The sequence below is a fragment of the Amycolatopsis pretoriensis genome (assembly GCF_900107925.1).
GTDB classification, from domain to species: domain Bacteria; phylum Actinomycetota; class Actinomycetes; order Mycobacteriales; family Pseudonocardiaceae; genus Amycolatopsis; species Amycolatopsis pretoriensis.
Genome location: NZ_FNUJ01000002.1, coordinates 759089 through 771312, shown reverse-complemented (window position 1 = coordinate 771312; position 12224 = coordinate 759089). Strand labels below are relative to the sequence as shown.

General features: G+C 71.3%; 11 protein-coding genes. 10 read left to right on the top strand and 1 reads right to left on the bottom strand.

The genetic code is table 11. The features are described from left to right. Positions 1-13: 13 nt before the first annotated feature. The 8 genes from BLV96_RS10340 to BLV96_RS10305 all read left to right on the top strand — a co-directional run bounded on the left by BLV96_RS10340 (position 14) and on the right by BLV96_RS10305 (position 9180). Positions 14-721 carry an SDR family oxidoreductase gene (locus tag BLV96_RS10340; RefSeq protein ID WP_086670653.1) on the top strand — a complete coding sequence of 236 codons (708 nt, stop codon included), beginning with the start codon at positions 14-16 and terminating at the stop codon, positions 719-721. 11 nt (positions 722-732) lie between these two features. After that, complete coding sequence (locus BLV96_RS10335; RefSeq protein WP_086670606.1) at positions 733-1425, top strand: thioesterase II family protein; 693 nt, start codon at positions 733-735, stop codon at positions 1423-1425. A 10-nt stretch (positions 1426-1435) separates the two neighbouring features. Next, positions 1436-2260: an SDR family oxidoreductase gene (locus BLV96_RS10330; RefSeq protein ID WP_086670604.1), complete on the top strand. Its 825-nt coding sequence runs from the start codon at positions 1436-1438 to the stop codon at positions 2258-2260. A gap of 26 nt (positions 2261-2286) precedes the next feature. Then, on the top strand, positions 2287-4899 hold the full coding sequence (locus BLV96_RS10325) for a non-ribosomal peptide synthetase (protein ID WP_208608187.1): 2613 nt from the start codon (positions 2287-2289) through the stop codon (positions 4897-4899). A gap of 64 nt (positions 4900-4963) precedes the next feature. Next, positions 4964-6235 carry a crotonyl-CoA carboxylase/reductase gene (gene ccrA / locus BLV96_RS10320; protein WP_086670648.1) on the top strand — a complete coding sequence of 424 codons (1272 nt, stop codon included), beginning with the start codon at positions 4964-4966 and terminating at the stop codon, positions 6233-6235. A gap of 9 nt (positions 6236-6244) precedes the next feature. Further along, entirely contained in the window at positions 6245-7099 is an 855-nt protein-coding gene (locus BLV96_RS10315) for a 3-hydroxybutyryl-CoA dehydrogenase (protein WP_086670602.1), read from the top strand. Positions 7100-7127: 28 nt separating this feature from the next. Beyond that, entirely contained in the window at positions 7128-8129 is a 1002-nt protein-coding gene (locus BLV96_RS10310) for a 3-oxoacyl-ACP synthase III family protein (protein ID WP_086670600.1), read from the top strand. Positions 8130-8190: 61 nt separating this feature from the next. Next, positions 8191-9180 (top strand): LLM class F420-dependent oxidoreductase, encoded by a 990-nt coding sequence (locus tag BLV96_RS10305; protein WP_086670598.1) that lies wholly within the window; start codon positions 8191-8193, stop codon positions 9178-9180. A 93-nt stretch (positions 9181-9273) separates the two neighbouring features. On the opposite strand, the gene BLV96_RS10300 is transcribed toward BLV96_RS10305, so the two are convergent. Beyond that, a complete protein-coding gene (locus BLV96_RS10300) occupies positions 9274-10332 on the bottom strand; it encodes an NAD-dependent epimerase/dehydratase family protein (RefSeq protein WP_086670596.1) in 1059 nt (352 codons plus the stop codon). Between the two features lie 141 nt (positions 10333-10473). On the opposite strand from BLV96_RS10300, the gene BLV96_RS10295 reads away from it, so the two are divergent. Then, entirely contained in the window at positions 10474-11424 is a 951-nt protein-coding gene (locus tag BLV96_RS10295) for an NAD-dependent epimerase/dehydratase family protein (protein WP_244180141.1), read from the top strand. A 55-nt stretch (positions 11425-11479) separates the two neighbouring features. Further along, positions 11480-12205 carry a class I SAM-dependent methyltransferase gene (locus tag BLV96_RS10290; RefSeq protein WP_086670592.1) on the top strand — a complete coding sequence of 242 codons (726 nt, stop codon included), beginning with the start codon at positions 11480-11482 and terminating at the stop codon, positions 12203-12205. The last annotated feature ends 19 nt before the right edge of the window (positions 12206-12224 follow it).

The window sequence follows — 12224 nt, the reverse complement described above, 5'->3', positions numbered from 1 at the left end:
CTTGGAGCACTACATGACCGACACTCCCGTAACGCTGATCACCGGCGGTGGCAGCGGTATCGGCGCCGCCGTCGCACGGCAGCTGCTCGACCAGGGGCAGCGGGTGAGCATCGTCGGACGCGGTCAGGAGCGGCTGGACCGGTTCGCCAAGGAGCTCGGCGAGCCGGACGAGCTGCTGACGATCCAGGGTGACGCGGGGGACTGGGACGTGGTCCGGTCCGCGGTGGACACCACGCTGGAGCGCTTCGGGCGGCTGGACGCGGCGGTCGCGAACGCCGGCTACGCCACGCACGACGACCTCGCCGAGGGCGACCCGGCGGGCTGGAAGGACATGGTCCTCGCCAACGTGCTGGGACCGGCCCTGCTGGTGCGGGCCACGCTGGCCGAGCTGAAGAAGACCAAGGGACGCCTCGTGTTCGTCGGCAGTGTCGCCGGGCACGCGTACGGCGCGGGCAACATCTACGGCATCACCAAGTGGGCGGTCACCGGGCTGGCGGAGAACACCCGCCGCCTGGTCACCACCGACGACGTCGGCGTGACGCTGGTGTCGCCGGGCCGCACCGACACGCCGTTCTGGGACGAGTGGGGCGGCGACAAGGGCGAGCTCGGCAAGCTGCTCACGGCCGACCAGATCGCCAACACGATCGTCTTCGCCCTGAGCCAGCCGTCCCCCGTGGACGTCAACACCATCATCGTCCGGCCGTTCGGCCAGCCTGCCTGAGGGGACGCGAAGTGAAGATCGCACTGGTATGCCTGCCGTTCGCCGGAGCGGGGGCCTCGTTCTTCCGCCCGTGGCAGGAACACGCGGGTGAGCGGCTGGACGTCGTGCCGTTGCAGCTGCCCGGCCGGGAGCGGCTGATCGACGCCGAGCCCTACCGGGACGCCGTGGTCGCGGCCGACGAACTGCTGCCGGACCTGGTGCGGCAGCTCGACGGCCGGACCGAGGTGGTCCTCTTCGGACACAGCCTGGGCGCGGTGCTGGCGTACGAGCTGGCGCACCGCGTGGCCGCGCACCCGGAGCTGGTGCTGCGGCACCTGTTCGTCAGCGGATCGCCGGAGCCGCACACCCAGCGGCCCCAGCGCGCGACCGGGCTGAGCGACGACGAGTTCCTGGCCCGGGTCTCGCAGTTCGCCGGGTTCACCCACGAAGCGCTCGAAGACCCGGAGATGCGCGAGCTGATCCTGCCGGCGCTGCGCGCCGACGTGGAGATGCACGAGAACTACCGGCCGAGCACCGAAGACCGGCTGCCCGCGCCCATCACGTCGCTGCGCGGGACGGACGACGCGCTGGTGACCGCGGCCGAGGGTGCCCGCTGGTCCGAGGTGGCCGGAGCCGGGTTCGAGTACTTGGAGCTGCCCGGCGGCCACATGTACCTGACGGAGTCGGCACCCGAGCTGCTCAAGCTCATCGACACGGCGGTTTGAGGGGATTCGCGTGCGGTTGAGGGGAAAGGTCGTCGTCATCACCGGGGCGGCCCGCGGGATCGGCCGCGCCACGGCGGTCGCCTGCGCCGCCGAAGGCGCGGACCTCCTGCTGCTGGACGTCTGCGCGGACCTGGCGGGGGTGCCGTACCCGCTGGGCTCGGCGGGTCAGCTGGAGCACACCGCGGCGTTGTGCCGGGACCGGGGGGTGTCCGTGCTCACCGCGAAGGCGGACGTGCGCGACGCGGTGTCGGTCCGGGACGCCGTGGAGCTGGCGATCGAGCGCTACGGCCGGATCGACAGCGTGGTCAACAACGCGGGCATCGCCGCGCCTTCGGGCAAGCGCGTGCACGAGATCACCGAAGACGAGTGGTCGCTGATGATCGACGTCGACCTGACCGGCGCGTGGCGGCTGATCCGCGAGGTCGGCAAGACCATGAGCGACGCGCGCTCGGGCAGCATCGTGAACATCGCGTCCACGGCCGGGCTGGTCGGCTACCGGCACTTCGCCGGGTACGTGGCCGCCAAGCACGGGCTGATCGGGCTGACCAAGGCCGCGGCGCTGGACTACGCGCCGATGCAGGTGCGGGTGAACGCGGTGTGCCCGGGCAACGTCCGGGACACCACCGAGGGTGAAGGCCTGATGCTGCGGGAGATCGCCCGCGCGCTGGACGTCCCCGCGGACGAGCACGTGGCCGCGTTCACCCAGTCGCAGCCGATGAACCGGCTGGTCGAGCCGGACGACGTGGCCGGGGCCGTGGTGTTCCTCGCGTCGGACGACTCGGCGCAGGTGACCGGCTCGGTGCTGACCGTCGACGGCGGCTTCTCCGCGCACTGACCGGCGCGCCCTGACTAGGAGGACACGTGTTATCAGCTGCCCGATGCCACGCGCTGCGGGTCCGGCTCGCCGAGGCGGTCCGGCCGGAGGTGCTGACCGCCCCCGGCTGGTCCCGGCTGTGGGTGGAGGACGTACCCGCGGGGTCCGCCGAGCCGGTCGCACACCGGTTGCGCGAAGCCGAGATGAACCGTGCCACGAACCGCCTGCGGTGCACCCTGCTGCGGTACCGGGACGGGCTCGCCGACCTGGTCCTGGTGGCGGACCGGGGATTCCTGGACGCCGCCGGGCTGCGAGCCGTCGCGGCGGCGCTGACCGGCTCGGCTCCGGTCGAACCCGCCGGCACCGACGTGGTGCCGGTCGCGGCGGCCGCGGTGCCCGACTGGGCTCGCGCCGCCGACGCCGTGGACGCGGGGGTGGCCGAGCTGGTCCTGCCGCTGTCCGAGGCCGGGACGGCGGAGAGCTGGCGCACCGCGCTCGCGGTCACCCTGATGCGCTACGACCCGGAAGGCTCGCCCGGCTGGGCGGTCATCGGCACCGGCTCGGGCGCGGTCCGGGTGAGCCCGGGAGCGGCCGCCGAACCGACCGGCGATCCCGCCGTGGCCGGGCTTCTGGTGTCCGATGTGGACTTCCGGACCGACGAGTACCGGCCCTGCCTCGCGCCGCCGCTGCCGCTGACGTTCTCGTTGTGGCGCAAGGGTGGCACGGTCCGGTTGCGCTGCGACCACCAGGCGGGCCGGATCTCGCGCGCGCAGGTCGGGCAGTTCACCCGGCACCTCGCGCACGTGCACCGCCAGGTGCTGGCGAACCCGGACGTGGCGCCCGAAGCGGTCGAGCTGCTCGACGCGGCCGAACGCGAGCGGGTGGCCGCACTGGGCCGGTCGGACCGGGAGCTGACGACCACGCCGGCCCGGATCGACGCGGCGTTCCGCGCGGTCGCGGCCCGCACCCCCGAGCGGGTGGCGCTGACCGACGGCGAAGTCTCGCTGACCTACCGCGAGCTCGACGATCGTTCGGACGCGGTGGCCGCCGGGCTGCGCGCGCTGGGCGTGTCGGACGGCGATCGCGTCGGAGTGTGCCTGGAGCGCACCGCCGAACTCGTCGTCACCCTGCTGGGCGTGCTGAAGGCGGGCGCCGTCTACGTGCCGGCCGACCCCGCCTACCCGGCCGAACGGCTGGCCTACACCGCCCAGGACGCGGGCCTCCGCCTGGTGCTCACGCGGCTGCCCGAACTCCCCGGGGTCACCGCGGTGACCCCCGACGACGTGATCGCGGCCGGGACGGACCCGGTCACCAGCGCGGTGTCGGCGGACGACCCCGCGTACGTGATCTACACGTCCGGCTCGACGGGCCGGCCCAAGGGCGTCGTGGTGCCGCACCGCAACGTGATCGCGTTGGTGGACGCGACCCGCGAGGAGTACGGGCTCGGCTCGTCCGACGTGTGGACGCTGTTCCACTCCAGCGCGTTCGACTTCTCGGTGTGGGAGATCTGGGGCTGCCTGCTGACCGGCGGCCGGCTGGTCGTGGTGCCCTACTTCGTCTCCCGCGAACCGGAGAAGTTCCGCGACCTGCTGGCGGCGGAGCGGGTCACCGTGCTCAGCCAGACCCCGTCGGCGTTCGCGCAGCTGCTGGAAGTGCCGCACGACGATCTGGTGGTGCGGCTCGTGGTGTTCGGCGGTGAGCCGCTGGACCAGCGGGCGCTGCTGCCGTGGTTCGACGCGCACCCCGAATCGAGGTGCCGCGTGGTGAACATGTTCGGCATCACCGAAACCACCGTGCACGTCACGCACCAGACGGTCACCCGGCGGCACGCGCTGGCCGGGTCGCGGTCGGTGGGCCCGGCCCTGCCCGGGTGGACCCTGTACGTGGTGGACCCGTCCGGGCGGCTGCTGCCGCCGGGCGTGCCGGGCGAGATCTGGGTCGGCGGTGCCGGCGTGAGCGCGGGCTACCTCGGCCGGGACGACCTGACCGCGCAGCGCTTCACCGAGGACCCGGTGCGGCCCGGCGGCCGTGTCTACCACTCGGGCGACCTGGGCCGGCTGCGGCCGGACGGCACGCTGGAACACCTGGGGCGCATCGACAGCCAGGTGAAGGTGCGCGGGTTCCGCATCGAGCTCGACGAGATCCGCGCGGTGCTGCTGGAGGACCCGGACGTGCGCACGGCGGCCGTCGTGGTGCGCCGGGACGACCCGGCCGACGCGGCCACCGCCCGGATCGACGCGTACGTGGTGCTGGCACCCGGTGTTCCGGGGGCCACGTCCGGCGTGCGCAAGCGGGCCGCCGAGATCCTGCCCGACTACATGGTGCCGACCTCGGTGACCGCGCTGGATTCCCTGCCGCTCACCACGAACGGCAAGCTGGACGCCGCGAAGCTGCCGGCGCCGGAGACCCCGGCGATCCCGGTCGAAGCACCCGCGGACGGCGACGACCTCGCGTCCCGGATGCGCGAGGTGTGGGGCTCGGTGCTGGGGGTCCCGGTCGGGCTGGACGACGACTTCTTCGAGCTGGGCGGCAACTCCCTGTTCGCGGTCCGGATCGGGGCGCGGATGCGGGAAGGCGGCCTGCCGCCGTTGCAGCTTCGTGAGCTTTACCGCCACCCGACGATCCGGTCGGTGGTATCGGCTCTCTCGCCGACGAGCTGAACGATCCACAATGGACAGCTACCCGAAGGCGGGTGCGCCCGACTTACTCGAAAGGAAGCCGGCGATGACGAAGTCGATCTACGAAGTGGGCGAGATCCCGCCCCTGGGCAGCGTGCCCGAGGAGATGTACGCCTCGGTGATCCGCCCCGAGCGCTACGGACCGCCGAGCGGCGCCTTCGAGATCGAACGCCTGCCGGTGCCCGAGCTGGGCCGCGGCCAGGTCCTGGTGCTCGTGATGGCCGCCGGGATCAACTACAACAACGTCTGGGCGGCGCTCGGCTACCCGTTCGACGTGATCGCCGCCCGCACGAAGGCCGGTGACGAGACCGGGTTCCACATCGGCGGCTCGGAGGGCTCCGGCGTGGTGTGGGCGGTCGGCGAGGGCGTCCGCGACGTCAAGGTCGGCTCCGAGGTCTGCCTTTCCGGGCTCCAGTGGGACGAGTCGGCCAACGACATCAGGCTGGGCGCCGACCCGATCCTGTCGACCTCGCAGCACGTCTGGGGTTACGAGAACAACTTCGGCTCGTTCGCGCAGTTCACCGTGGTCGACGAGTACCAGTGCCACCCCAAGCCGGCGAACCTCACCTGGGAGGAGGCGGCCTGCTTCATGCTGACCGGCGTCACCGCGTACCGGCAGCTGCGCGGCTGGGACCCGCACGTGGTGCGACCGGGCGACCCGGTGCTGATCTGGGGCGGTGCGGGCGGGCTCGGCTCGATGGCCATCCAGATCGTCCGGCTGTTCGGCGGCGTCCCGATCGCGGTCATCTCCGACGACGCCCGCGCGGAGTACTGCCTGCGGCTCGGCGCCGAAGGCGTCATCAACCGCAAGGAGTTCGACCACTGGGGCCGGATGCCCGACGTCACCGACGACGAGGCGATGGCCCGGTGGACGCACGGTGCGCGCACCTTCGGCCGCCGCATCTGGGACATCCTCGGCGAGCGCCGGTCGCCGCGGATCGTGCTGGAGCACGTCGGCCAGGACACCATCCCCACCTCGCTCTACGTGGCCGACGCGGGTGGCATGGTCGTGATCTGCGGCGGCACCAGCGGCTACAACGCCGACACCGACCTGCGGCACTTCTGGATGCGCCAGAAGCGGCTCCAGGGCTCGCACTACGCCAACTCGCGCGAGTGCCGCGAGGTGACCGAACTGGTCGGCGCGGGCAAGCTGGACCCGTGCCTGTCGTGGTGCGGTGACCTGGGCGAAGTGGGCAAGGCGCACCAGATGATGCGCGACAACGCCCACCCGCCGGGCAACATGGCCGTCCTCGTCAACGCGCCCCGCACCGGGCTGCGCGACCTGGAGTCCACTGTCGACGCGCTCGCCGCGGTCTGAGGGGATCCGATGATCGACAAGGTGGGTGTCGTCGGCTGCGGCGTCATGGGCGCGGGGCTGGCCGAGTTGTGCGCGCGGTCCGGTTTGGACGTCAAGGTGGCCGTGTCCCGTCCGTCGTCGGCGGACGCGGGCCTGGGCCGGATCAGCCGCTCGCTCGAGCGGGCGGTCGGCCGCGGGAAGCTCTCGGAGTCCGAGCGTGACGCCGCGCTGGGCCGGATCTCCTTCACCGCCGACCTCCTCGAGTTCGAAGACCGCCGGCTGGTGGTCGAGACCGTGCCCGAGGACGAGGTGACGAAGCTCGACATCTTCTCGCGGCTCGACAAGGTGGTGCGGGATCCCGACGCGATCCTCGCCTCGAACACGTCCTCCATCCCGATCGCCCGGCTGGCCGCCGTGACCTCGGCGCCGGAGCGGGTGATCGGCCTGCACTTCTTCAACCCGGTCCAGGTCCTGGCCCTGGTCGAGGTGATCAGTTCGCTGGTGACCGCGCCCGGCGTGCGGGAACGGGCCGAGGAGTTCGTCACCGGCGTGCTCGGCAAGCAGGTGGTCAGCTCGCCGGACCGGGCCGGCTTCGTCGTCAACGGGTTGCTGGTCCCGTACCTGCTGGGTGCGGTGCGGGTGGTCGAGTCCGGCTTCTCCACCGCGTCCGAAGTGGACCGTGGCATGACGCTGGGCTGCGCGCACCCGATGGGACCGCTGGCCCTGATCGACCTGATCGGCGCCGATGTCGTCGTACACGTGGCGCGTGCCCTGTACGCCGAATACGGCGAGCCGTTGTACGCGCCCCCGCCACTGCTGGTCCGGATGGTCGAATCCGGGTTGCTCGGCAAGAAGTCCGGTCACGGTTTCTATTCCTACGGATAGCCGGGCGGACCGACGAGAGGATCGGAACATGACCAAGCGGACCATCGGGCTGCTCGGCACGGGTTCGTACGTGCCGGACCGCGTGGTGACCAACGAGGAAATCGTCGAGATGGTACCGAACATCACGACGGAATGGATTCTGCGCAAAACGGGGATCGCGACCCGGCGCTACGCGGCCGCCGGCGAGGCGACGTCGGATCTGGCGGCCAAGGCCGCGCTCCGGGCCCTGGAAAGCGCGAACCTCACGCCCAACCGGATCGACTACCTGATCGTTTCGACCTCCACGGGTGACTTCCCGCAGCCGCCGACGGCTTGCCTGGTGCAGAACCTCATCGGCTCGCACGACGCGGCGTGCTTCGACATCAACGTGGTGTGCGCCGGTTTCCCCTACGGGCTCGAGATCGCCCGCAACCTGGTGGCGGACCAGCCCGACGCGCACGCGATGGTGATCGGCGCCGACCTGTATTCGCGGTTCCTGAACTACGACGACCGCAGCACGTCGGTCCTGCTCGGCGACGGTGCGGGAGCGGCCGTCGTCGGCGCGGTTCCCGAGGGACGCGGATTCCTCAACGTCCACCTGAGCAGCCACGGCGACGCCCAGGACCTGATCAAGGTGCCCGCGGGCGGCAGCCGGACGCCGACCTCGGCGGACACCCTGGCGGCCGGCGGTCACCTGTTCACCATGCAGGGCCGGGCCGTCCGGGACTTCGTGCTCGACAACGTCCCGCAGATCCTCGAAAAACTGGTCACGGACGCCGGTTCCAGCCTGGCCGACGTCCGGTGTTTCGTGCCGCACCAGGCGAACGGGGTGCTGCTGGACCACTTGGTGGAGGCGTGCGGCCTGACCGACACGCACACCCACCGCGTGGTCCAGCGGTACGGCAACCTCGGCAGCGCGTCCGTCCCGGTGACCCTCGACGACGCGGTCCGTTCGGGCGAGATCGACGATGGCGATCTGGTCTTGCTGGCGGCCTTCGGTGGTGGAATGTCCGTGGGAGCCACTTTGCTGAGGTGGTCCGCCTCCGCATAATCCGTTCGGCGTCCTCGGTGGGAATTCGCCGGATTCTCACCGAGGACAGTATGCTCGGCCCATGCGATTTGGACTTTTCATACCGCAGGGTTGGAAATTGGACCTGGTCGGGATCGAGCCGAGCGAGCACTGGCGGACGATGCTGGATCTGGCCCGGTACGCCGAGGACGGGCCGTTCGAGTCGATCTGGGTCTACGACCACTTCCACACCGTGCCGGCGCCCACCGAGGAGGCGACGCACGAGGCGTGGTCGCTGATGGCCGGCTTCGCCGCGGCGACCAGCCGGGTGCGGCTGGGCCAGATGTGCACGTCCATGGGTTACCGCAACCCGGCGTACCTCGCCAAGGTCGCGTCCACGGTCGACATCATCTCCGGTGGCCGGGTGGAGATGGGGATCGGGGCCGGCTGGTACGAGCACGAGTTCCGGGCCTACGGCTACGGCTTCCCGCGGGCCGGCGAGCGGCTCGGCATGCTGGACGAGGGCGTGCAGATCATGCGCCAGTTGTGGACCACCGGCACCGCGACCCTGGAAGGCGAGCACTACCAGGTCGACGGCGCGATCAACCGGCCGCTGCCCCTGCAGGAGGGTGGGATCCCGCTCTGGATCGCCGGCGGAGGTGAGAGGAAGACGCTGCGGATCGCGGCGAAGTACGCCGGCTACACCAACTTCGACGGCGCCCCGGAGGTGTTCCAGCACAAGTCGGAGGTGCTGGCCGGGCACTGCCGTGAGGTGGGGACCGATTTCGACGCGATCGTCCGGTCGGCCAACTACAACATCATGATCGGCGAGACGGAGAAGGACGTCCAGGACCGGCTCGCCTGGGCTCGCGCACAGTACGAGCCGCTGGTCCCCGCCGACAAAACGGCCGCTTTCGACAAGCTGTACGGCTCCGGGCTGCTGGTCGGCACACCGGAGCAGCTGGCGGAACGGCTGACCCGTATGAAGGGTCTCGGGTTGGAGTACACGATCCTGCACTTCCTCGAGGCGGCCCACGACCGGTCCGGTATCGACTTGTTCGTCAAGTCGGTGCTGCCGGAATTGGCCGGCTGAGTCCCTCGCCGGCGGTCGGTTCACCACCCCGAAAAGAGGCCGTCACAGCGACGGCCTCTTTTCGGGGTCGAACCGATTTGGTGATTCACTGGGCTAAGCCGGCACGGGGGTGCGCATCGGGGACTTGGCGAATTCCGCCATGCCTTCCTCGAACCCGGTCGAGGGCAGCCAGCCCAGCTCCGCCTTGATCCGCTTCGGTGAGGCCACGATGTGGCGCACGTCGCCGATGCGGTACTCGCCCGTGATCACCGGCGGGGGCGTTCCGGCCGCCGCGGCCAGGGTGGCCGCCACCTCCACGATGCTGCGGGGGTCGCCCGTCGCCACGTTGAACGCCCGGAATCCCGGGTTCGCCGCCGTCAGGGCCGCCACGTTCGCCGTCGCGATGTCGCGGACGTGGATGAAGTCGCGGCACGGCTTGCCGTCCTCGAAGACCCGGGCCGCCGTGGCGCGCTCCACCGCCGTGCGGAAGACCGCCGTCACGCCGGAATACGGGCTTCCGGGCGGCATCTCGGGCCCGTAGACGTTGTGGTAGCGCAAGGCGATCGCCTGGCCGCCGGTCTCGCGGGCCCACGCGCCGGCCAGGTGTTCCTGGGCCAGCTTCGTGACCGCGTAGACGTTGCGGGGCGGATCGAGCGGATCGTCCTCTTCGACCGGACTGTCCACGACGGTCGTGCCGCAGTCCGGGCAGGTCACCTCGAACCGGCCCGCGTCGAGGGCTTCCTTCGGGCGGCGGCCGGGCCGGACCCGGCCGTGCACCGGGCAGTCGTACCGGCTGTCGCCGTAGATCACCACCGAGCTCCCGAGCACCAGCTTGCCGAGGCCCAGCTCGGTCATGGCGGTGACGAGCCGCGCGGTGGCGAGGTCGTTGCACGTCACGTACCGCGCCGCGTCGCGGATCTCCTTGCCCCGGCCGACCATCGCGGCCTGGTGGCACACCGCGTCGACCCCGCGCAGCGCCGAGACCACTGTGGACTCGTCGCGCAGGTCGCCGTGCCGGAACTCGACGCCGTCGGGGAACTCCGGCGGCGATCCGGCCGGGTGCACGTGGGGGAGCAGGGCGTCCAGGACCCGGACCTCGTGCCCGCCGGCCACCAGTGCTTCGACGACGTTGCGGCCGATGAACCCGGCGCCGCCCGTGACCAGTACTCGCATTCCGCCTCCTGCGTCTCGTGGGTTCCCACGGTCTTCGGCGGTGCTCGGCCCGGACTCGAATGCGGCTGGACCCGCGCGCCCTACGGTCGTGGCCGTCCGGTCGCGGAGGCGGACGCGGATGCGGGAGAGGCTGTGGTGCTCATGTCTGGTCGGGTGATCGCGGACGGCGCTACCGACACGGCGGTGGTGATCGGGAGCGCGGGGTTCATCGGACGCCGGCTTTCGGCGACGCTCGACCTCGCGCGGGTGCGGACGGCGTGCTTCACCCGGCAGTCCAGGTTCCTGTGCGACGGCGAGCTGGCCGCCCCGATCGCCGGCGCCGGGACCGTGTTCTACCTCGCGTCCAGCATCAACCCGGCGCTCGGGGAAAGCCACCCGGAGCTGGCCAGGGCCGACCACGCGCTGTTCAGCACCCTGCTCGACCGGCTGCGCCGCCGGGACAACCCGCCGACGGTGGTGCTGACGAGCTCCGGTGGCACCGTGTACGACCCCGCGTTCGCCCCGCCGTACGCGGAAACCTCGCCGCTGAAACCCTCGGGTGCCTACGGCCGGGCGAAGATCGCCCTCGAAGAGGAACTGCTGAGCCACGCCGGTGAGCTGCCGGCGGTGATCCTCCGGATGTCCAATGTGTACGGTCCGGGCCAGCCGACCGGCCGCGGCCAGGGTGTGCTCGCCCACTGGCTGGCCGCCGCGCTGGACTCCCGGCCGCTGCGGCTGATCGGCGACGTCACCGCGACCCGCGACTACGTCTACGTCGACGACGTCGTCGACGTGATGCGGCGGCTGCGGGGCGCCGGGCCCGCGGAACCCCTGATCCTCAACGTCGGATCCGGCGTGCGCACCTCGCTGTCGGATCTGCTGGACGTGGTGCGCTCGGTCGTGGCGCTCGACCTGCGGGTGGAGTTCCAGCCGAGCCGGCTGTTCGACCGGCAGGACGTCTGGCTCGACGTCGGCGAGGCCGAGCGGGTGCTGGGCTGGCGGCCCGGGACGTCGCTGGCGGAAGGCGTGGCGGCGACCTGGCGGTCGTGGCTCGCCGGCGCGGCCGTCACCGCCGGGGTCAACGAGCTCCAAACGATTTTCGAGGCGATCTGACCAGGCTGTTCCGGAGTAACCCGACTGCAGAGCGAGGGATCGAATGTTGGCTGAAATGCTCGCCCGTTCCGGCAAGGTACTGCTCGACAACGTGCCGCCGGACGGCCGGAAGTACTGGGCGGCGCGGTTCTGGGACCGGGCGGCGGCGGAGCAGCACCCGCTGCTGCGCGAGCACTTCCTCAGCCAGAAGGACACCATCGGCAAGTACCTCGAGAAGTACGGCGCCGACACCGGGCGGGTGCTCGAATTCGCCTGCGGCACCGGTGAGTTCACCGGTCTCGCGGCGACCCGCACCTCGGCGAAGAGCATCACCGCGCTCGACATCTCCCAGCAGGGCCTCGACATCGTGCGCGGCCGCGTGCACCACGACGACCTCAAGCTCGTGCTCGGGGACTTCTGGGCCGACCACGACCTCGGCACCGCGGACCTGGTGATGTGCGTCGACGCGATCCACCACCTCGGCGACGTCCGCGAAGTGCTGGAGCGGCTCAAGACGTTCCTGGCGCCGGGCGGGATCTTCGTCGGGAACCTCTGGACGGGCGACAACTTCCACGACTTCGAGCGCAAGCGCTACGGCACGCTCAACCACCTGCGCCGCACGGCGGCGTTCTTCAGCACGGCGGTGGTCATCCGCGCCTCGGGCGGCCGGATGAAGACCGGCGCGTACCGGACGCAGCTGCTGACCAGCACGGAAGGCACCGCCATCCTGAACGACGTGTTCGGCGAGGTGCTGGAACTGGACGTGCACCCGCACTTCATGTCGTTCGTGGCCACCGCCTGACGCCGGCGTCGTGGGTGGC

Coding starts and splice junctions, on each gene's coding strand:
- BLV96_RS10290 (WP_086670592.1), top strand. CDS start 11,480: ATGCTCGCCCGTTCCGGCAAGGTACTGCTCGACAACGTGCCGCCGGAC.
- BLV96_RS10315 (WP_086670602.1), top strand. CDS start 6,245: ATGATCGACAAGGTGGGTGTCGTCGGCTGCGGCGTCATGGGCGCGGGG.
- BLV96_RS10305 (WP_086670598.1), top strand. CDS start 8,191: ATGCGATTTGGACTTTTCATACCGCAGGGTTGGAAATTGGACCTGGTC.
- BLV96_RS10300 (WP_086670596.1), bottom strand. CDS start 10,332: ATGCGAGTACTGGTCACGGGCGGCGCCGGGTTCATCGGCCGCAACGTC.
- BLV96_RS10340 (WP_086670653.1), top strand. CDS start 14: ATGACCGACACTCCCGTAACGCTGATCACCGGCGGTGGCAGCGGTATC.
- BLV96_RS10295 (WP_244180141.1), top strand. CDS start 10,474: ATGTCTGGTCGGGTGATCGCGGACGGCGCTACCGACACGGCGGTGGTG.
- ccrA (WP_086670648.1), top strand. CDS start 4,964: ATGACGAAGTCGATCTACGAAGTGGGCGAGATCCCGCCCCTGGGCAGC.
- BLV96_RS10310 (WP_086670600.1), top strand. CDS start 7,128: ATGACCAAGCGGACCATCGGGCTGCTCGGCACGGGTTCGTACGTGCCG.